This window comes from Glaciimonas sp. PCH181 (genome assembly GCF_003056055.1).
In the GTDB taxonomy this organism is placed as follows: domain Bacteria; phylum Pseudomonadota; class Gammaproteobacteria; order Burkholderiales; family Burkholderiaceae_D; genus Glaciimonas.
The window spans coordinates 688,178-708,033 of record NZ_PYFP01000001.1 but is presented as its reverse complement, the minus strand read 5'-3'; the positions used below and the strand labels follow the sequence as shown (position 1 = coordinate 708,033).

Annotated in this window: 17 protein-coding genes and 2 pseudogenes; 11 read left to right on the top strand and 8 right to left on the bottom strand. The window is 50.6% G+C overall.

All coding sequences use genetic code 11. The annotated features are described in order from the left end of the window. Nucleotides 1–87: 87 nt before the first annotated feature. The 4 genes and pseudogenes from C7W93_RS24915 to C7W93_RS03085 all read right to left on the bottom strand — a co-directional run. Nucleotides 88–411 (bottom strand): annotated as a pseudogene (locus C7W93_RS24915) (PAS domain-containing protein); the annotation flags it as partial. Nucleotides 412–450: 39 nt separating this feature from the next. Beyond that, nucleotides 451–1,263, bottom strand: a pseudogene (locus tag C7W93_RS03095) (response regulator); the annotation flags it as partial. Nucleotides 1,264–1,362: 99 nt separating this feature from the next. Then, nucleotides 1,363–3,639, bottom strand: coding sequence for a PAS domain S-box protein (locus C7W93_RS03090; RefSeq protein WP_370446389.1), 2,277 nt, complete (start codon nucleotides 3,637–3,639; stop codon nucleotides 1,363–1,365). A gap of 67 nt (nucleotides 3,640–3,706) precedes the next feature. Beyond that, on the bottom strand, nucleotides 3,707–4,453 hold the full coding sequence (locus C7W93_RS03085) for a Crp/Fnr family transcriptional regulator (protein WP_225869736.1): 747 nt from the start codon (nucleotides 4,451–4,453) through the stop codon (nucleotides 3,707–3,709). A gap of 341 nt (nucleotides 4,454–4,794) precedes the next feature. Between C7W93_RS03085 and C7W93_RS03080 the strand changes: the two genes are divergently transcribed. Next, entirely contained in the window at nucleotides 4,795–5,028 is a 234-nt protein-coding gene (locus C7W93_RS03080) for a hypothetical protein (RefSeq protein WP_108438701.1), read from the top strand. 117 nt (nucleotides 5,029–5,145) lie between these two features. Here the strand turns inward: C7W93_RS03080 and C7W93_RS03075 are convergent, their stop codons facing one another. Continuing rightward, nucleotides 5,146–5,292 (bottom strand): lmo0937 family membrane protein, encoded by a 147-nt coding sequence (locus C7W93_RS03075; protein WP_108438700.1) that lies wholly within the window; start codon nucleotides 5,290–5,292, stop codon nucleotides 5,146–5,148. 430 nt (nucleotides 5,293–5,722) lie between these two features. Between C7W93_RS03075 and C7W93_RS03065 the strand changes: the two genes are divergently transcribed. The 6 genes from C7W93_RS03065 to C7W93_RS03035 all read left to right on the top strand — a co-directional run bounded on the left by C7W93_RS03065 (nucleotide 5,723) and on the right by C7W93_RS03035 (nucleotide 13,187). Further along, the gene (locus C7W93_RS03065; protein ID WP_108438698.1) at nucleotides 5,723–7,081 is read left to right on the top strand and encodes a hybrid sensor histidine kinase/response regulator; all 1,359 of its coding nucleotides are present in this window, start codon (nucleotides 5,723–5,725) and stop codon (nucleotides 7,079–7,081) included. 238 nt (nucleotides 7,082–7,319) lie between these two features. Continuing rightward, complete coding sequence (locus tag C7W93_RS03060) at nucleotides 7,320–7,733, top strand: hypothetical protein (protein WP_146177509.1); 414 nt, start codon at nucleotides 7,320–7,322, stop codon at nucleotides 7,731–7,733. Continuing rightward, a complete protein-coding gene (locus tag C7W93_RS03055; protein ID WP_108438696.1) occupies nucleotides 7,733–9,184 on the top strand; it encodes an ATPase domain-containing protein in 1,452 nt (483 codons plus the stop codon). Before C7W93_RS03060 ends, C7W93_RS03055 begins: the two co-directional genes overlap by 1 nt. Before the next feature lie 601 nt (nucleotides 9,185–9,785). Next, on the top strand, nucleotides 9,786–11,930 hold the full coding sequence (locus C7W93_RS03045) for a 3'-5' exonuclease (RefSeq protein WP_370446388.1): 2,145 nt from the start codon (nucleotides 9,786–9,788) through the stop codon (nucleotides 11,928–11,930). Between the two features lie 199 nt (nucleotides 11,931–12,129). Beyond that, on the top strand, nucleotides 12,130–12,855 hold the full coding sequence (locus C7W93_RS03040; RefSeq protein WP_108438694.1) for an AzlC family ABC transporter permease: 726 nt from the start codon (nucleotides 12,130–12,132) through the stop codon (nucleotides 12,853–12,855). Then, entirely contained in the window at nucleotides 12,852–13,187 is a 336-nt protein-coding gene (locus C7W93_RS03035; RefSeq protein ID WP_108438693.1) for an AzlD domain-containing protein, read from the top strand. The genes C7W93_RS03040 and C7W93_RS03035 overlap by 4 nt, the downstream gene beginning before the upstream one ends. A 154-nt stretch (nucleotides 13,188–13,341) precedes the next feature. Here C7W93_RS03035 and C7W93_RS03030 read toward each other — a convergent pair whose 3' ends face one another. Then, nucleotides 13,342–13,938, bottom strand: a complete 597-nt coding sequence (locus C7W93_RS03030) for a GntR family transcriptional regulator (protein WP_370446387.1) — start codon at nucleotides 13,936–13,938, stop codon at nucleotides 13,342–13,344. Nucleotides 13,939–14,245: 307 nt separating this feature from the next. Between C7W93_RS03030 and C7W93_RS03025 the strand changes: the two genes are divergently transcribed. The 4 genes from C7W93_RS03025 (at nucleotide 14,246) to C7W93_RS03010 (ending at nucleotide 18,263) form a co-directional block, all read left to right on the top strand. After that, nucleotides 14,246–14,527 carry a UxaA family hydrolase gene (locus tag C7W93_RS03025; RefSeq protein WP_108438692.1) on the top strand — a complete coding sequence of 94 codons (282 nt, stop codon included), beginning with the start codon at nucleotides 14,246–14,248 and terminating at the stop codon, nucleotides 14,525–14,527. A gap of 49 nt (nucleotides 14,528–14,576) precedes the next feature. Beyond that, nucleotides 14,577–15,746, top strand: coding sequence for a UxaA family hydrolase (locus C7W93_RS03020; protein WP_108438691.1), 1,170 nt, complete (start codon nucleotides 14,577–14,579; stop codon nucleotides 15,744–15,746). A gap of 190 nt (nucleotides 15,747–15,936) precedes the next feature. Further along, complete coding sequence (gene dctA, locus C7W93_RS03015) at nucleotides 15,937–17,262, top strand: C4-dicarboxylate transporter DctA (RefSeq protein ID WP_108438690.1); 1,326 nt, start codon at nucleotides 15,937–15,939, stop codon at nucleotides 17,260–17,262. Next, a complete protein-coding gene (locus tag C7W93_RS03010) occupies nucleotides 17,259–18,263 on the top strand; it encodes an Ldh family oxidoreductase (RefSeq protein WP_108438689.1) in 1,005 nt (334 codons plus the stop codon). The genes dctA and C7W93_RS03010 overlap by 4 nt, the downstream gene beginning before the upstream one ends. Nucleotides 18,264–18,370: 107 nt before the next feature. Here the strand turns inward: C7W93_RS03010 and C7W93_RS03005 are convergent, their stop codons facing one another. Together C7W93_RS03005 and C7W93_RS03000 are read right to left on the bottom strand one after the other, a co-directional pair. Next, nucleotides 18,371–19,078 carry an ABC transporter ATP-binding protein gene (locus tag C7W93_RS03005; protein WP_108438688.1) on the bottom strand — a complete coding sequence of 236 codons (708 nt, stop codon included), beginning with the start codon at nucleotides 19,076–19,078 and terminating at the stop codon, nucleotides 18,371–18,373. After that, complete coding sequence (locus tag C7W93_RS03000) at nucleotides 19,071–19,856, bottom strand: ABC transporter ATP-binding protein (protein WP_108438687.1); 786 nt, start codon at nucleotides 19,854–19,856, stop codon at nucleotides 19,071–19,073. The genes C7W93_RS03005 and C7W93_RS03000 overlap by 8 nt, the downstream gene beginning before the upstream one ends.

Here is a 19,856-nt window from a genome sequence, read left to right as displayed (position 1 = left end):
CAAACGGCCGCCGGAATGGCAGGCTTGCTGCGCTTCATTATTGCTGGCCGGAATTCTCGATTAGCGTGGAGAGCAATGTATGTGCAGCTAGTAATTCCGTATGCTGATCACGCCGACGATGATCCCGCTGTCATTCACTGGCAATGGCCGCCAATCAATCGACACCGCCAGCGTCGTTCCGTCCCCACGCCGCAAGTCCGTCGTTTGGGACGGTACTGTGTTGCCTGCCGTCAGCGCATCATAAATGGACCTCAACTGCTGGATGCTGCCAATGCCGAAGTCGGCTAAATCTAGCGCGAACAACGCTTCTCGCGTGTAAGCAAACATGCTGCAAATCGTCTCATTTACATCGATCAGACGCATGCCGACAGGGTCCAGCAAGCACACGCCTTGCGCTATCACATCCATTGCATTGCGAAAACGCGTTTGCTCCGGATCAAGACATACGCGGTCGGTAACATCCATACCGATGCCGCGATAACCAATGAAACGACTGGCAGAATCGAACATCGGTTCGCCACTGACTTGCAAGTATTGTTTTTTGCCGGTCGGATTAATTCGGCTATAGACGAAATCAAGAAACGGTTGTCGGGTCGCAATATTGGCATGCAGCAGCGCCCGTTCGGCGACATCCCAACCGTCCGATAAAACTGTGCCGGAAGCTCCCAGTAACGCGTCTGCCTCGATCCCCAGCATTTCAAAGACCGGGCCGGAGATTTGGGTAAATTTCCCTTGCGGATCTTGTTCCCAATACCAGTCCGATGACAGCTCGGTAAAGCTTTTAAAGCGGGCTTCGCTGGCGCGTAGTTCGGCTGTGCGCTCCTGCACCGTTTGTTCTAGTACCTTGTTGTAATCGTTCAGTTTTTGATACAGCAGCCGCACTTCCAGCATGTTGTGGATACGCGTCTGGACTTCTATCAAATCAAACGGCTTGCTGATGAAGTCTTTTGCACCAGCTTGCAAAGCGCGCAACTTATGGCTAGGTTGCGCCGTGATGACTAGTACCGGCAAATAGCTGCTGGTTTCTATGTCCTTCAACGCTTCCATCACCTGAAAACCATCCATTCCAGGCATTTGTAAATCCAGCAAAATCAAATCGTAGCGATGGGCCAAATGGAGCGGATAAACCGCGTGCGGATCCATGGTCGAGGTAATGCGCGAGTAGCCTGCATTCCGCAATACCTGTTCAAGCAACATAACATTGGCCTCCTGATCGTCGACGATCAAGATGCTGGCGTTGAGGATTTCTGTTGCATCAAGCATTTCATTTTTCCCGAAATATCGTCTATTTGTGTCTATCTGTTATACGACAGCATTACGTAAATTTGTGCGCCCTTGTTTATATGTCTGGCCTGAAACACGCTAATGCGTTTCGAGGGCATGATCCAGCGCCGCATCTAGCGCTTCCATAAATGCATTTACCTTGATCGGTTTTGTCAAATAGCGAAAGAATCCGGCCTCAAGGCCCTTTTGAATGTCGCGCGGAACAGCGTTTGCCGACAGCGCCATAATCGGGATGTGCGCTGTTGCAGGATCTTCGCGTAATATTTTCAACGCACCGAAACCGCTGATGCCGGGTAAATTGATATCCATCAAAATGATGTCCGGCCGATAGGCTCGCGCTAACTGTATGCCAAGATGACCATCGGCGGCAGTTAATAATTTCAAATCACTGCGCCGCGCAATTAATTGCTCAACTAAAGCAAGATTTGCCGAATTATCTTCGACATACAGCAAGCTGCGTTGCGATGGTAATGGTTGCGCTGCCAGATTTTCCGATGGCACCAAACCGACCATATCAACACTATTAAAGTCTAATTCCGGTGCATGAGAGGCTGCCAATTCGACCCAAAACACGCTGCCTGCACCGACAGTGCTCTCGACCCCGATCTCGCCGCCCATCAATTCGACCAGTTGCTTGGTAACAACCAAACCAATACCAGTACCTTCTTCGCCGCTGGTTTCTTTTCCTAACCGGTTAAATGGCTGGAATAGCTGCCCCAATTGTTCTGGCGTCAAGCCCGCGCCCGTGTCCTTGATGCTGATCCGTACCCGATTTTCAGCCGTCATCACACATTGAACGATGACTGCACCACCCACACGGTTATATTTAATCGCATTCGACAGAAGGTTAATCATGACCTGTTTAACTCTGGTGCGGTCAGCAAAGACATAGAAAAGGTTGTCGAAATTCGGGAATGTCATCCGTATGCCACGCTTTAGCGCCTGCGCCTCGATCATCGACTGACAATCCAGCAGCACTTCCGTCAGCGACATCGATTCTTCTGACATGGTGACTTTGCCGGATTCAATCATCGCCAGATCGAGTATTTCATTAATCAGACGCAGCAAATACCAACCTGCCTGCAAAATCTGGTCAATCGAACGTTGCTGAGGTAACGAAGGTGGCGGCGTCTCGGAGGCCATCAGCTGTGCAAATCCAAGTACGGCGTTGAGCGGCGTGCGCAATTCATGACTCATGCTGGATAAAAATTCAGACTTTGCCAGATTAGCTTTTTCCGCCGTCGCTTTGGCGCTTGCCAGTTCAAGGTTATTTTCTTGCAGCGTATGTTCGAATTGTTTTCGATCTGTAACATCCCGCGCCGCCGCGAACACACCTTGCAACTTGCGATCACGATCGTGGAAAGTAGTCGCATTGTAAGAGACGACAGTTTCCTTGCCATCGCGCGCGCGCGCAGTCAATTCATAATTGGTGACTTTACCTTCGCGTAGTACCCGCTTGATAGCGGCTTCGGCCCGATCTGGATCGGTAAAGTAGTTTTTAAACGGCGCACCGATCAATTCATCGCGGGTGCATCCTGTCAGCGCTTCCATCTGCTGATTGACATCGCTAATAATGCCGCGCGGATCGGTCGTCATCAATGCGTCGATATTTGATTCAATCAACGAGCGCGTGTAAAACTGTTGATCACGCAAACGCTGATCCAGCATGGCCTGCTTGGCTTCGACTTGCTTGCGGACCGTGTTATCGGTGCTGATTAAAAGGTAGCCGATCACTTTGTCATGCGCATCGCGTAACGCAGTAACCGACAGCATCACAGGGAAGCGACTGCCATCTTTGCGAATGTAGGTCAGCTCATAAATTTCTTCGATACCGCGGAGCGCCTGAAATACCAATGCATCAAAACCGGGTGCAATCTCAGCATCCCATTTTTGGCTCAGAGTCGCGGTCATCACAATTAATTCTTGCGTATCCAAAATGCTGGCTGGCGTAATTTTATCCATCACGTCGACGGCCGTATAGCCAAGCATGTGTTCGGCACCGACGTTAAAAATCTGGATGATGCCCTGCGCATCCGTCGCAATGCAGGAGAAGTTAGCATTATTGAAGATCGCATCTTGTAATGTTCCGGCCTTTATTAAAGGCTCTGGGCTCACCTCTTCCAAGGGTGCTCTGGGTACAAGACACGTACGAATATCCGACCTGATCTTAATTTGCAACAGCCCCAGAACGACCATTAAAGCCAGTAATGCGATAAAACCGGTCTCGAGCAAAGGTGAAACCGATTGCGCAACAAGCTGCCATCCCATAACGACAATCAGCAATAGCACGATGAATGTGATCACGAAACCGATCAACGTCAATCGCTCAACCGTGTGTGTTTTTATTGTTTGCATGATTTAAAACCCAAATGATTGTAGGACTACGCATAAGACTTAGCACTAACAAAGTGATAGCAGTACATCAATCGCGCGACACGCGTTGTCGCTTGCGACCGTCTGGCAGCAGGCGAATAAATTCTTTTTTGACGACGCCATAACATTCGCAGACCCGGCATTCCAGTCCGGCACGATCCAATACCGTGATATGCCCGCGCCGGTAGCGGATAAAGCCATAACTCTGCAATTTTCCAGCTGCTTCAGTGACGCCTTCGCGCCGTACTCCTAATACATTGGCAATTAATTCCTGGGTCGTCGTCAACTCATTCGAGGGCAAACGATCCAGCGTCATTAAAAGCCAGCGACACAATTGTTGCTCCAGCGAATGGTGGCGATTGCATACGGCGGTTTGCGACATCAGCGTGATCAGTGCCTGGGTATAGCGCAGTAACAACTGCAATACCGGCCCGGCACGATTAAATTCGTCCATTAATATGCGGGATTTGAGGCGGTAACCATGGCCGCCCGTCTGCACTATGGCCGCGCTAGGCGTTGTGTCGCCCCCCATGAAAAGAGACACGCCCAATACGCCCTCCTTGCCAACGCCAGCGATTTGAGAAGAACCTCCGCTTTCCAACACGTAGAGTAATGAGATGATGGATGTTGTGGGAAAGTAAAAGTACTGTAATTTGCCGCCTGACTCATGCAAGACATCACCTAGCAACATGGGAATCAATTCGAGATGGGGGGCGATGCGATCAAATTCGTCATCGGGCATGGCTGCCAGAAGCTGATTTTGTTGAGGATGGTGCAGATTATGCTTATCGAACATAGTGAAATTCCTGCTTCCAGGTGTTAACCGTTGAGCCGAAAAAGCCTCGATAGCATGCTGATCAAGAAGGTAACACACCCAATCTGACCAATTAAATGTGATTCCACGTTTTTCACATTCATCAAGACCTGTGTCGCTTAAAAATGACTATCAACGCTGTAAAAGAACATCCGCCAAACGTATCGCTCTTATTCGACCTCTATCACATCCAACAAATAGCCTGTTTCGCAAATATAAATCACGCATTGTGCGTCACCGCACGGAGCGCGGGGAACTAATGCGGAATACTTGGGTCGTGCTGCAAATTATGGGCCATTTTGATTCAACATTTGAGGAAAGTCATGACCAATAAAATTTGGGGCGGCATTACCATCGGCGGGGTTCTGGTCGCTTTTCTTGGCTTGCTCGCTATGCAATCATCCCAATCTATCGAGCGTCCCGGAACTGCTATTGGTCCATGCAGCACCACACCAGAGAACAACGCGCACAAAAATAAATTACAAGGTGAGAAACCGCATCGTACGCCTGAATTGAGTCGGCAATTAGGGCCGCCTGTGCGTCACTTTATGTATTGATGGCTAAACGGATAGCGTTAATGAGGATGTCCGTTTCGGCTGTCCATCCTCGATAACGCGATTTGTGCCTGGGATGAGATGGCGCCCTCAAAAAATTCCGTGCCGTCCTAAGCCAGGCTAAACCCCGCGACCACTAATCAAGCGCAGCAATATCATGACAACCGCGACCACCAACAGAATGTGAATAAAACCGCCCATCGTGTAAGAAGAGACGAAACCTAATACCCACAAGACAAGCAACACGACCGCAATTGTATAAAGCATGTTTTTCCTTTTTTGCCAGACATTGCAATGCATTACGTCAACGAATTGTGCGAAATCTACCTACATGACGTGGCACACAGCGCATCTTGTGCGTCGCTTTAATAAAAACGATGCACGAAAGATGCGCTTCGCTGGCGTGAATTTGGTGCCGATCTTTGAGGCGATCGGCTCACCTGCTGTTTAGTGCGCAGACAGACCGATCTTAACGTCTCAGTCGTGCGGTTTTATTCATGCAGATATATCCTAACCTTGCGTCACTTTTGCTTCTGTACGCTAGCACACACTGGCGGCAGTCTTTTTGCGCACGCATTATAAGTAAATCGATAAGTATCACGCAGAGTGGAATAGGAGTATTCTGAATCGGTATAACAGCTGCCCTTCTGCCATTTGACAGACTCAAGCACATCTCATAGGTCGCTGGATTCTTATAATGAATAATGAATTTCCAGGTATCGCTGGCTACGCGCCCCCCGCTCATACTACAGACGACAGGCTCGCGCTGTACTCTCAGGAAGCGGAACAACTTCAGCGTCGGATAACAGAACTTCTGGCGCAGGTGGAGTCGTTGCGTGAAGCGACGAAAAGCCAAAATGCCCTCGAAGACCTGGTCCTGAAATTGCAGGAAGCAAACCAGCATTTAGTCATTGCCACATTTGGCGCGCAAGACATGCAAGCTTCGGCCGAGGCAGCCAATCTCCGGCAAGCCGACTTTCTATCGATGCTGGCGCATGAACTGCGTAATCCGCTGGCACCCATCGCAATGGCCGCCGAGTTGCTGGGCAAAATTACGACGGCACATCCGCAGCTACCAAAACTGCATGGCATCATTTGTCGTCAAACCAGCCATATGAAGCATCTTGTAGATGATTTGCTAGATGCATCGCGTTCTAGCAGTGGCAAGATTACACTTCAAAAAAGCCCGCTTCTGCTATCTGAAATTATTGAAAGCGCGGTCGAAACCAGTCAGCCTTTTATCGACAAGCGTCATCAGCATCTCACGCTAGAGCTGCCGGCAACGCCCGTGGTGATCGATGGGGATTTGGTCAGACTGGCCCAGGTCTTTTCAAATTTGCTGATCAATGCCGCCAAATTTACGCCTGAACACGAAAAAATCACTATTTCAGCGCGCAAACTTGGCAATACGATAGCGGTCTCGGTAAAAGATAACGGCATGGGAATCGCGCCCGACATTCAACCGTTCATTTTCGATCTTTTCACACAGGGCTATCGCTCGTTGGATCGTGCCCAAGGTGGACTTGGCATTGGTTTATCGCTGGTGCGTACCATCGTTGACATGCACGGCGGCAGCGTTAAAGTGCGCAGCGCAGGCGTAGGTTTTGGTAGCGAATTTATCGTCGTGCTACCTATTTCCAGCAGACCGTTATTAAGTGAGATTGCTGCACCGATAGGCCTCCCTTCGCGGCATTGTCGGATATTGATTGTCGAAGATAATATTGATTTGAGTGAAACATTGAGCGACTTGCTAACGCTGGAAGGACATACCGTAACGTCGATGTTTGATGGAACGACCGGACTGGCTATGGCAAAAGTAAATCCTTACGACATTATCATTTGCGATATTGGCTTACCTGGGATGGACGGCTACGAAGTCGTAAAACAATTGCATTTGTCTTCATTAAATCCCCTCCCTTGCTGCATCGCCCTTACCGGGTATAGCCAGCAGACCAATCGCACTCTGGCAAAAGAAGCTGGTTTTGCGCACTATCTGGTGAAACCTATTGCTATCGATACATTGTTAACTCTTATTTCAACGGTTACCCTTAATTAATCCGTTGCGCAGTTATAGCGCGTTTCTCAACCGATATATTCTCGCCCCCATTAATCGATATTGATAAGTCCCCGTAAACCATATAACGCTGGTGCGCGTATTTTCTCAAGAATAAATACGCGATCTAAATTGGCTATTCAAACTATCGATTCGTAAAACGTTGCGCTATACTCAACTCCAATCTGGGACTCACTCTTTTCGTCATCGTTGTCGTTGTACTATGAACACAAATTTATATATGTCAACAATCAACGCTCAACGGCATCAAGTGGTACAAAGGGCCGTGATGCAACGGCCCGAGGCAGTCTTGGAGACCACCGTTTATCTTTGGGAACGGCTGGCATCCGAACTCACCTCCATCATCGGCGAAGGCGGTTTTCAGTCCCTCTACTCACGCAGTGTTCACCTTACCAGCGCGAGTTTTCCCTGGATGGTGCTCAGCCATCCCTGGCAACGGACTGACTCTCGATTTGTCGATTTAAAAGTTAGTTTTGAAGATCGCAGTTTTACTGAAACCAGTGAAGCGAGTATCGCGTTACTGGTCACTTTCATCGATATATTAGCCGTGTTAATTGGCGAGCTCTTAACGACCAGCATCCTGCGTTCGGCCTGGGGTGATGACGCTTTAGATATAGCTGGAAAGGAGCTTTGATGCTAAGTAACAAAGTAACCATAGGCCGTCTGGCGACAGGCGTACCTGGTTTGGATAATTTGCTCGGTGGAGGTCTTCCGGAATTTTCGTTTAATCTACTGGCGGGCACGCCCGGAAGTGGTAAAACAACGCTGGCGCATCAAATCATGTTTTCGCTGGCAAATCCCGATCGGCGTGCACTCTTCTTTACCGTCCTGGGAGAGTCGCCGTTAAAGATGCTGCGTTATCAACAGCAATTTCCCTTCTTCGATATCGACAAAATCAATCATTCGATTAAGTTCGTTAATCTGGCCGCAGACCTTCTGGACGGCGATTTTGATCTCGTTTTGACGCGGATCGCTGAAGAGGTGCAAAACTTCACGCCTAGTCTGGTATTCGTCGATTCGTTTCGATCGGTAGTCCAGTCGGCAAGAGCTACCGACCCCGGCGTTTCCGGCTTGCAACATTTTGTCCAGCAACTCGGGATGCAAATGACCAGCTGGCAGGCGACGACTTTTTTGATCGGTGAATATTTAGCGCCGGAAGCAGAGTCCAGCCCGGTCTTCACGGTTGCCGATGGCATCATTTGGTTATCACAACTGGTGCATCGCGATGCGATGATTCGCAAAATACAAGTCGTTAAAATGCGTGGTCAGGCGCAAAGTCCGGGCGTGCACACGTTCCGCATTAATGATGACGGCGTCCAGATTTTTCCACGTGCCGTGATCAAACCGGACAATGCAGGAGAAATCCAGATATCCGGCGATACACGTCTGTCCATGGGCGTACCGCAACTCGATGACATGTTGGGCGGCGGCCTGCCGGTTGGTTATTCGTTGCTGGTGGTCGGCCCATCCGGTTCCGGCAAAACCGTCCTGGCAACCGAGTTCTTAGCTGAAGGTGTGCGTTTAGGTGAGCCGGGCGTCATTGCTGCCTTTGAAAAAAGTCCAAACCAGCTACTTAGCCATCGACTCAATACCCTCATAAAAAATGGCAGCGTCGGTTTAATCGATACCCGCACGCTGGATCTGTCGATCGACGAAATCTTGCACGATCTGGTTGCCATGATTACGCGTATGAAAGCCAAGCGCGTGGTGATCGACTCTTTGTCTGGTTTCGAACTGGCGCTGGCTTCGGTATTCCGCGAAGACTTTCGCGAGGCGCTGTATAGAATGATTGCTGTCCTTACCAGCATGGGCGTCACCGTTTTGATGACAGCAGAACTGGAAGATCAATATACAAGTTTACGGTTTAGTTCTTATGGCAACGCTTTTCTCGCAGACGCGATCCTGATGCAGCGCTATGTCGAGATTTCGGGCCAATTTAAACGCGTCATTTCTGTCGTCAAAGTGCGTGCTAGCGCTCATAGCAAAGATATTCGCTTCTTCGATATTGCCCATGACAACATCACCATTGGCGAGCCGTTAACCAACTATCAAGGCATTCTGTCAGGGCATCCGACAAGTTGCTAGCTTAGTTTCAATTCGCCAATCACGATGGCGCTTGTTCGCGCCAATGCACAGTACCTTCCAACTGCCTTTCAAACGCGTGGCTTCACAGCTGCGTTTGCGCAAAAAAAACCGTCCAGCGGATGGACGGTTAAGGAGGTACTGAGCAGACCAACCAAAAATAACTAAAACAGCGATGCTAACTCTAACTGGACGTCGTACACGGCAGAAGGCAGTTTGGCTCGCTGTGAAACAGTTTGCATAAAATATGTCCGCGCTACTGTCTGCCAGCGCACATAAGGAGAAATAATCATGCAAATAATCAGAAGTCCCTTTAAGTGAAGCGCGAACGTGACATTTTCGGACAAAAAAGCCAACATCCAATGCCGCAAAAAAAGCGCGGGGGATGCTACAACAACGCGGTCTTTTGAATGACAATCTGGAGAAACGTTATCAAGGCTATCTTAAGGATTTTGCATCATCCCCGATGTAGTGCATTTCGGCACACCCACTTTTAGGTATGATGCAAGCGCGGCAGCGTTAGCAGTAGCCAATAACGAAACGATGTCGCATGGTAAAAATAGCGTTATATCGCTGAAATAAATTAAAAGTGGAAGTCAACAGAATGATGGGCACACCCAATGCAGTGCGATTTACTCCGCCGGGATTCACACCGACCTTGGAACAATCCAGCATCCAATTATCCCAACACAAAGTAACGTTGATCGAAGCAAATGCTGGTGCTGCCAAAACCACGACCTTGGCACTCAGAGTGGGCGAAGCGATTGCCCGAGGTTTACCGCCAGAGAAAATTTTAGCCCTCGTCTTTACGCCGGAAGCAAAAGACGTAATGCAGTACCGCCTGGTGCATATCGGCATTCCCGTGGCGACTGCGGCGCGTGTCAACGTACTTACATTTGAAGAATTCTCGGACGAAGTTCTACGCAAAATCGAGGGAGAAGATATTCCCAAAGTGAAGTCGGAAAAAGATCTGAAGCCCTACGCCCTCGCAGCCATAGAACGCGTGAGTGAAAATTATAGTGCGCTGGTCGACTTTCTGGAGATACGCACACACAATATCGCCATCAGCCAATTTATCAGTTGCCAGTGTCAGCTCAAAGCCACGATGGCATTGGTAGCAGACGTTCAGGATATGGGATTGGCGGAAATAGCGGAACAGTTTGACGTCCCTCTGACCGACTATCTTGCAACGATCGAATATGAACGCATTCGTCTGGGGAATTTTGATGAAGTGTTATTTAGAGGCCCATTCGACGCTACCTACGATCTAGCGCGGCAGTTGGTGTGTTTCCCAGAAACCAGAAGCGCTCTGCCCCATTACGGCTTGGTAGTCGGTGACGAGTTACACGATCTCAATGAAGCCTCTTTTCAAATTCTGGAATGTTTATTAGCGATCGATAAACTCTATTTCGTTGGCGCTGGCGACAAGGATCAAGTTATTCACTCGAAGCTTGGCGCGGACGAGAAGTATTTGAAACATCGCTTCGCTGACAGTTATCCCAGCACCGTGCGCTATCCGTTGACAATGACTTATCGTCACGGCCCACATCTGGCATACGCGATGGAAGCTTTTAAGCAAAAGCCCATCGATTCGACATTGCCGCTGAAGACGGAAATCACGCAACTGCATTATGGCGATGCAGCCGTCGGTGAATGCGCTGATCGCGTTGTAGATGCCGTTAATAAGTGGAAATCAGAGAAACGTCCGTTGGGCGCATGCGCGGTTTTGCTACGCGATCGACATCAATCTGTCGTGATCGAAAATGCATTGATGCGCGCCAATATCGGCTATCGGACGATAGGGATGCAAAGTTATCTTCAGCGTGAAGAAATCCTTTTTCTACGCGGCATGATCGCTATCGCATTGAAAAATCTTTCCACGGTAAAGTCAGAGGCGGTGCGGAAAGCAATCGTAGAATCTCTGGCGATGTTTGGCGAACTGGCATTCACCTCAGAGGAAATGGGCTATGCAAAAAACGCTATCGCCAAAGATCCTGAGAATCTAAGTTACTTTTTCACGGGCCAGCTTCAACGCAGCGAATCAAAACAAGCAAGCGCCAGCATATCGAACGTGGTGGCTTATATGGAAAGTCTGGCAACTGATACCCCGGCTGATGTCGCTATGCAGGAAATGTGCAACAGAATGGATTTTAAAGCGGCTGCCAAGCGCATTTACGTTCATCCGCACGATGCCATCGTCGTGGCGAAATCGATTGATGGCTTCATTTCAGTGGCGCAAGAGTCGGGTATGAATCTGCGCCAATTCTCTGAGTGGATCGGCACCGCAGATGCTTTTGTCGCCTCGCACAGAAGCAAAAATCTGGTATTGATTGAATGCGTCGAAAATTCAAAGGGCAAAGAATTTGATCACGTCATTTTGCCGTTCCTGGAAAATGGCGAATTCCCAAGTGCAATGCAAGCCATACAAGAAGAAAAGAATTTGTTCTATGTCGGCGCTACCCGTGCAAAATCGCGCCTGACATTAATTTCTCCGATTCAAGAAGAAAAACAGAGTCCTTTTATCAGTCAAATGCAATTATCATCGTCGCGTTCGCGGGCTGCTGAGGCTGTTCAAAAAAATCAGACTCAAGGAGTCGCGCTACCGACCCGCGTTGATCTGGCGGTCTCTTATAGCGATAGGGATAGTGCGAAATCGTTAGGCGCGCAATGGGATGGGACCCGCAAGGTCTGGTACGTGATGGCGGGGCAAGATCTACAGCCTTTCGCACAATGGCTGCCGCAAAAGTAGGATTCTTGCGCGGCCTATTTATTCAGACGGCCATCTCTGCCCTGCCATGGCCCAGCTTAAAATTAAACGCCGCACGGTCCGTCAGCAAGGATAATGCTGCTGCAATACCCACGTTTGCGATAAGTCATTGCTGCAAACGATAGGATCCAAATCTAAAACGAGATATGGCAAAAGCCATCACTTACAAAAGGAGATTGTTATGTCCCACTTAACGCCGCGGTCCAGCTTTATTGCTGGCTGTCGCGATACAATACCGATGCTGGTCGGTGCTGCGCCGTTCGGCGTCATCTTCGGATCGCTAGTCTCTGCCAATTTATTAAAAGCGTGGCAAGGCCAGTTAATGTCGCTCAGTGTGTTTGCTGGTTCCAGTCAATTTATCGCCATCGGGCTGGTCGCCGCGCAAGCCGGCCTGCTAGTGATTTTGTTTGCAACCTTCATCGTGAATCTGCGGCACATGCTATATGCTGCGGCGCTGCTGCCCTACGTCGCGCATTTACCGGCGCGCTGGCGCTGGTTGCTGAGTTTTCTGATGACTGACGAAACCTTCGCCGTGATGAATAGTTATTACCGTCTTCACCCGCAATCGCCAACAGGCCATTGGTACTTCCTTGGTTCAGGTCTGGCAATGTATGGCAACTGGCAATTCTGGACGTTGATCGGGTTACTATTCGGCGCGATATTTCCACAACTTCAAACCTTGGGTCTCGACTTTGCGATGGTCGTCACTTTTATTGCCATCATCATTCCGCAGCTTACGCGCCTGCCGTATTTCGGCGCTGCGCTTGCCGCTGGAATATGTGCATATCCACTGCGGGGCCTGCCTTATAAAATCGGCCTGCTGTTGGCAGTGTTGATCGGGATAGGCGTCGGACTTGCGTTAGCGCGCAAGAAGCCAGACAACAAAGTTTTGCCGGGAGCCGTATGACTGCTACATGGATAAATACCTGGATGATTGTCGGTATGGCCGTGATCACGATCTTCATCAAGACGGTGATTTTTGTGCTGGGCGACCGGATTACTTTGCCCGCCCTTTTAAAGCAGGCACTCGGCTTTGTACCGGTCACGGTATTGACGGCGATTATTGTGCCGATGATTCTTGCGCCGCATGATAAAGGGATGGAATTCACCTGGCGGAATCCGCAACTGGTGGCTGCTGTGGTTGCCGTCATTGTCAGTGCAACAACCCGCCATCAACTACTGACCATTTTTATTGGATTAGCGGTATTTTTCGGTTGGCAGTTAGGAGTGTTGGCTTAATTAATATCGGCGTCTTGTATGAAAACTAAAAAGAAGCTGATTGCATTCACTGCAATCAGCTTCTTTTTTTGACTCAGCGTTTGCTCACGGAGGACGCTACATTAATTAATTGAGAGCGCATTAACATCCGTGACGTTGCTATCAACGAATCGCGTCACGATGCCCCCATTGGTTCGGACGAATATTCGTACTTGCTAGTAAGGACATACGAATAGCGCAACTCCACGGGTTGTTCCTTGAAAGACAACGCAACGCGAATAACCTGCAGCAGTGGCTCGCCGTCCATCACGCCGAGCAAGCGTGCCTTGAGTGGATCAGCTTTAACGGCACGCAAGCGCTCGCGTGTAGAAATAACAGTTATCCCAAACGCATCTTGATAAAGTTGATACAGCGTGGCAGAACGTTCGCGCAACTTTTGCTCGGTAAGCCCGCGAAACAGGCTTTCAGGTAACAAAATTTCATCAAGAACAATAGGTGCGCCGCCGAGGGAGAGCCTATTCACAAAACGCATCAGGCGTGAGCCCGGATCAACGCCAAGCATCATCACGGCATGCGAATCAGCTTTGACATAGCCAACTTCCAGCAGCTCCACTTTCGGATATTCCTTGTAGCCGTCCTGCCGCACTACATGGAAAAAAGAAAACAAATAGCGATCTTGATTATGCGTGGCGACGAACGTACCGAGTCCCTGGTGACGCACCAAAAAACCTTCGCCCGACAATTCGTCGACTGCCTTGCGCAAGGTTCCCATGCTCACGCCAAACCGTTCGCAAAGTTTTTTTTTCTGAAGGAATGACGTCGCCTGCCTTCCACTCGCCGTGACGAACCGACTCGATAATATGCCGCTTGACCGTCTTATAGAGTGCAGTCCCCGCAGAATTCGCCCCTCCCAATCTCTCAATCTTCATCCATTCCTCGCAAGCGTCAAAAGTTAAGTATAGCCAAATAATTTAAGAATTTTAATGTTATATATCATACAGGTCATCTAGTTGACTTGCATCTGTTGCGTGACTAAGATTTGTTGACCGCATGTGCGGCGATCTAACGAGGAGATGGAAATGATTAATTTTGTGGTGCATGAGGACGGTGACTCGGTCGGCACGATAGTGGTCGAAGGCGTAAAAGCTGGCGCGACGCTTACTGGCTGGGTGATGGAGCAAGACAGGACGATCACACTGAAGACCGTAAGCGACATCCCAATTGGGCACAAGATTGCGTTAAAGGATTTGGTGAACAACGACACAGTGATCAAGTACGGCGTTGATATTGGCCGCACGATCATGCCAATTAAGGTCGGCGAACACCTGCACGTTCACAACGTCAAGACCAAGCGTTGGTAGGCTGAAGCTGCGCTACTTACTTCCAACATTCATAAAAAGGATATAAATAATGATCACCAAGGACACAACTTTTCTGGGATACCGCCGCGAAAATGGCCGGGTCGGCGTTCGCAACCACGTCATCATCCTGCCAGTAGACGATATCTCCAACGCCGCGTGCGAAGCAGTCGCGAACAATATCAAAGGCACGATGGCACTGCCACACCCTTACGGACGCCTGCAATTTGGTGCCGACCTCGAATTGCATTTCCGTACACTGATCGGCACTGGTGCAAATCCCAATGTCGCCGCCGTGATCGTCATCGGCATTGAAGAAGGCTGGACCAAACTGATCGTAGATGGAATCGCTAAGACAGGTAAGCCAGTAATCGGCTTTTCGATTGAGATGCACGGCGATCACGACACGATTATGCGCGCCTCAAAAGCAGCACGCGAAATGGTGCAATGGGCCTCAGAAAAGCAGCGCGAAGCCTGTCCGGTTTCCGATCTATGGGTGTCTACGAAGTGCGGCGAGTCCGATACGACGTCCGGCTGCGGGGCAAATCCGACGGTGGGCAATGCCTTCGACAAACTCTACGCACTGGGCAATACGCTGGTCTTCGGCGAAACAACCGAACTTACCGGCGGTGAACATTTGGTTGCAGCACGCTGTCGCACACCCGAGATCAAAGAGCAGTTCATGCAAGTATTTGATCGTTATCAGGATGTAATCAACCGTTATAAAACGTCCGACTTATCAGACTCACAACCGACCAAGGGCAACATCGCTGGCGGTTTGACCACCATCGAAGAAAAGGCGCTGGGCAATATCCAGAAAATCGGTAAAAAATGCATGGTCGATGGCGTGCTCGATAAGGCTGAAACACCGACCGGCACAGGTCTGTGGTTTATGGATTCGTCTTCCGCCGCCGCAGAAATGGTGACGCTGTGTGCCGCCTCCGGTTATGTCGTGCATTTCTTCCCGACGGGTCAAGGCAACATCATCGGCAACCCGATCATTCCAGTGATTAAAATTTGCGCCAACCCACGTACCGTTCGCACCATGGCTGAACACGTCGATGTGGACACATCCGGTTTGTTGCAACGCGAGTTCAACATGGACAGTGCCGGCGACAAGTTGCTCGAATGCATGCTACGCACAGCCAACGGTAGACTAACCGCTGCCGAAGCGCTTGGACACCGCGAGTTCGTCCTGACCCGTCTATACGAAAGCGCCTAACTTTTCAGGACTCCGGCCCGCGCTTTAAAGAAGAGGCGAAGCGGCGGGCCGGAATAATATTCCGTCCTCTACGACGGACTTTGTAAAAACTGACCGATGCAGAAGCGGTACGAATGCGCGCGGTCAGTCATAAATCATCGGTAAAAAACCGAATCGCGCGGCGTGTCGTGCGATAAAAGGAGACAGGATTATGACGAAGCGTTTGTTCAAAAGTTTGTATTTACAGGTGGTGGTTGCACTCATTCTTGGCATTGCCGTCGGGCACTTCAACCCGTCGCTGGGCGTAGCACTCAAGCCATTGGGCGATGCTTTCATTAATCTCATCAAGATGCTTATTACCCCCATCATTTTTTGTACAGTGACAGTGGGTATCGCCAAGATGGAGAACGTCAAGACGGCGGGCCGGGTGGGCGCCAAGGCCCTCATCTATTTCGAGTTGATCACCACACTGGCTATGGCCATTGGTCTTATTGTCGTCAACATTGTTCGGCCCGGGGATGGCATCAACGCCGATCCCACCGCTATCGACACGACATCACTGGCAAATCTAACAGCGTCGGTCAAATCACAAGGAACAGTCGATTTCCTCACCAACATCATCCCCTCTAGCGTGGTCGATTCCTTTGCCAAGGGAAACCTGCTGCAAGTCCTCTTATTTTCGATACTCTGCGGCATCAGTCTTTCTCTGATGCGCCATAAAGCGGCACCCGTCACGCGCTTTCTGGACGATTTCGGCAGCATGCTACTCGGCGTAGTTAACATGATCATGAAGCTAGCCCCCATCGGCGCTTTCGGAGCAATTGCCTTCACCATTGGCAAGTACGGAATTGGCACGCTAACCCAGCTTGGATTGCTGATCTCTTGCTTTTATATCACCTGCATTTGCTTTATCACCGTCGTTTTGGGCAGTGTATGCAGATGGTCTGGCATCAGCCTGTGGAAATTTATCAAATTTCTAAAAGAAGAAATTTTTATTGTGCTGGGTACGGCCAGCACCGAGTCGGTATTGCCACGTATGCTTGAAAAAATGGAGGCGGCCGGTTGTCCAAAGGCTATCGTCGGACTCGTTTTGCCCACCGGTTATTCCTTCAATTTAGATGGTGCGGCGATTTACCTGACTATGACGTCGATGTTCATTGCACAGGCCATGAACATCCATCTTTCGCTTTTCCAGCAACTTGGACTAGTAGCAATCTTGCTGGTAACCTCCAAAGGCGGTGCCGGAGTCGCCGGAGCAGCATTGATAGCGCTGGCCGCTACGCTGCAAGCCACCAGCATTATTCCATTCGCAGGCATCGCCCTCATCATCGGCATTGATCGCATCATGAACGAGGTCCGGGCTGTCACTAATCTCATCGGTAATGCCGTCGCCACGGTCGCCATGTCAAAGTGGGAAAAGCAGCTTGATCTGGCACGGATTACCGCAGTGCTCGACGGCAAGCTCGACGTCCAAGCCGAGCTGGATAAAAACACAATTGTTGGCGCCCCTCATTTCGCGCCTAAGGATTACGCATGACGCAGTTATCCATTGATCGCCTGAACGACATCGCCGCAGCGGTATTGATACGCGCTGGCGCCTCGCCGGAGATGGCACGCTCTACCGCCGCCGCTCTGGTCACGGCGCAGGCGCAGGGCCTGCCCTCCCACGGCCTTTTGCGCCTGCCGCAATACGCAAGCCATTTACGCCACGGGCGAGTGAACGGAGCCGCCGTACCGCGCGTTGGCCATACCAAGGCTGCCGCCTGCCTTGTGGATGCCGACGAAGGGCTCGCTTTTCCTGCCTGCGCACTGGCCGTCTCGGAAGCAATCTCACGCGCCAGCGAATTCGGCGTAGCCTTCGCTGGCGTCAGCCGTAGCCATCATTTTGGCTTAGCCGCTTATCATTTAGAACCTATTGCCGCAGCCGGAATGGTCGGGCTAGCTTTCAGCAACTCGCCAGCGGCAATGCCTGCCTGGGGCGGTCGCCGCGCCATCTTCGGCACCAATCCAATCGCAGCTATTTTCCCGCGCCGTGGTACACCGCCGTTAGTGATCGACCTGTCGTTATCAGAAGTCGCCCGTGGCAAACTGATGGTCGCGGCGCAGGCAGGAACCGCCATCCCAGCGGGCTGGGCGCTGGACAAAGACGGCAATCCGACTACCGACCCACAAGCCGGACTCGACGGCATGATGCTGCCTGCCGGGGGAGTCAAAGGGGCGATGCTGGCGCTTATTGTGGAGTTGCTATGCTGCGCGCTGACCGGCGCAGCGTTCGGCTTCGAAGCGGACTCGTTTTTTGCCGAAACTGGCAATCGGCCGCGTATCGGTCAGGCTTTTATGGTTGTAGACCCTGGCGCGCTGGCGGGCAACGACGTGTTTGCCGAACGCGTGGAAACATTGATTGCGACGATGCTGCTCGATCCTGAGGTCCGCCTGCCCGGCTACCGCCGCTTAACGTTGCAAAGCCGCGCCGAGGCGGATGGTATCGAGGTAGAGGAGCCGCTGCTCAATCAGCTGCTGGCTCTGGGAGAAGGTTAATCGTCGAAGGGTGCTGGTAATAAGCTGCGCCTTCTATAAAACCAAAATGAAGCTGGCTGCGTCATCCGCAATCAGCTTCATTTTTTTCGGCTTAACGACGGCGGGTTTTAAAAATACGCGTCCCTGACGACATCGCTTTCTAGCAATGCTTCTGCGGAATCGGTGGCAACGATCTGTCCCTTCACCATCAGATAACCGCGATCCGCAATGCTTAACCCCTTCTCCGCATTTTGTTCAATCAGCAAAACCGTCGTTCCTTGCCGATTGATTTCATGCGTAATGTCAAAATACTCGTCAATTAATTTGGGGGAAAGGCCTAGCGACGGTTCATCCATGATGATCATCTTCGGCTGGCCGATAATTGCGCGCACCAAGGCGACCATTGCTTGCTCACCGCCGGATAGCGTCCCGGCCCCTTGCAGCAACCGTTCTTTTACACGCGGAAAAAGAGCGCACGTCTCTTGCAAGCGTTGTTCGAACGCGTGCTTATTGTTGCCGCCAGTGACCGCATCGAAGCCCAACCTCACATTTTCCAGGACTGTCAGTTGCGGAAACAAACGTCGCCCTTCCGGCACCAGTCCGATTCCTAGCGAAGCAATTTTTTCCGTTCCCACAGCGCTTGCCTGCTTACCACAAATCGTGACCTTGCCTTCCGTGGGATGGACCAGATCGGTGACCACTCTGAAAAGGGTTGTCTTGCCTGCGCCGTTTGGCCCCAGCAAACACACCAGCTCGCCCTGCTTTACATGCAGCATTACGTTGCGCAACATCGGCACACGGCCATAAGCGCTACTAACATTATCCAGTTCAAGCATGCGCGGCTCTCCCGAGATAAGCTTGCTGGACGCGCTCGATTTTGCGGATATCATTAAAGCTTCCTTGTTCAATTTTTTGACCGAAATCGAACACCATAATCGAATCTGGCAGACTGGCGACCAAACGCATATCGTGTTCGATAATAATGATGGAAAGCGTTGGCTGTATTGCCTGTAAACGCCGGATGTCAGCGATCAGCGCATCGGTTTCTTTGTCGTCCATCCCTGCCGATGGTTCGTCGAGCAATAATAGTTTGGGTGAAGCCGCCAATGCCCGTGCAATTTCCAATCTGCGGCGGTCAGCCTGCGCCAGACCAGAGGCCAGCGTAAACCGTTTTTCATAAAGTTCTTCGGACACCATCCGCAGTAACTCGCCAGAGCGTTCAGCTGCCATCGCCAGCTCCCGGCGGGACCGCCACGGCAAAAATATAGCGCGCAATACGCCGGTCGTAGTTTGGGTATGCATGCCGATTAATACATTATCGAGCACGCTCAGATCGCCGAACAATCGACTAGACTGAAAAGTCCGACTGATTCCCATGCGCACAATCTGATGCGGCGCGATGCCAACCAGATTTTTCCCCATGAATTCGACGCGACCAGAACTGGGCTTATAGATACCCGTCAACAAATTAAATAACGTGGACTTTCCGGCACCATTCGGACCGATGATGCCAAGGATATGTCCTTGCGGCAGTTCAAAACTGACATCATCGAGTGCAGTCAGGCCGCCGAAACGAATAGTGGCACCCTCGCAACGTAAAATTATCTTGCCCAT

Coding starts and splice junctions, on each gene's coding strand:
- C7W93_RS03090 (WP_370446389.1), bottom strand. CDS start 3,639: ATGCAAACAATAAAAACACACACGGTTGAGCGATTGACGTTGATCGGT.
- C7W93_RS03085 (WP_225869736.1), bottom strand. CDS start 4,453: ATGTTCGATAAGCATAATCTGCACCATCCTCAACAAAATCAGCTTCTG.
- C7W93_RS03080 (WP_108438701.1), top strand. CDS start 4,795: ATGACCAATAAAATTTGGGGCGGCATTACCATCGGCGGGGTTCTGGTC.
- C7W93_RS03075 (WP_108438700.1), bottom strand. CDS start 5,292: ATGCTTTATACAATTGCGGTCGTGTTGCTTGTCTTGTGGGTATTAGGT.
- C7W93_RS03065 (WP_108438698.1), top strand. CDS start 5,723: ATGAATAATGAATTTCCAGGTATCGCTGGCTACGCGCCCCCCGCTCAT.
- C7W93_RS03060 (WP_146177509.1), top strand. CDS start 7,320: ATGTCAACAATCAACGCTCAACGGCATCAAGTGGTACAAAGGGCCGTG.
- C7W93_RS03055 (WP_108438696.1), top strand. CDS start 7,733: ATGCTAAGTAACAAAGTAACCATAGGCCGTCTGGCGACAGGCGTACCT.
- C7W93_RS03045 (WP_370446388.1), top strand. CDS start 9,786: ATGATGGGCACACCCAATGCAGTGCGATTTACTCCGCCGGGATTCACA.
- C7W93_RS03040 (WP_108438694.1), top strand. CDS start 12,130: ATGTCCCACTTAACGCCGCGGTCCAGCTTTATTGCTGGCTGTCGCGAT.
- C7W93_RS03035 (WP_108438693.1), top strand. CDS start 12,852: ATGACTGCTACATGGATAAATACCTGGATGATTGTCGGTATGGCCGTG.
- C7W93_RS03030 (WP_370446387.1), bottom strand. CDS start 13,938: ATGGGAACCTTGCGCAAGGCAGTCGACGAATTGTCGGGCGAAGGTTTT.
- C7W93_RS03025 (WP_108438692.1), top strand. CDS start 14,246: ATGATTAATTTTGTGGTGCATGAGGACGGTGACTCGGTCGGCACGATA.
- C7W93_RS03020 (WP_108438691.1), top strand. CDS start 14,577: ATGATCACCAAGGACACAACTTTTCTGGGATACCGCCGCGAAAATGGC.
- dctA (WP_108438690.1), top strand. CDS start 15,937: ATGACGAAGCGTTTGTTCAAAAGTTTGTATTTACAGGTGGTGGTTGCA.
- C7W93_RS03010 (WP_108438689.1), top strand. CDS start 17,259: ATGACGCAGTTATCCATTGATCGCCTGAACGACATCGCCGCAGCGGTA.
- C7W93_RS03005 (WP_108438688.1), bottom strand. CDS start 19,078: ATGCTTGAACTGGATAATGTTAGTAGCGCTTATGGCCGTGTGCCGATG.
- C7W93_RS03000 (WP_108438687.1), bottom strand. CDS start 19,856: ATGGGCAAGATAATTTTACGTTGCGAGGGTGCCACTATTCGTTTCGGC.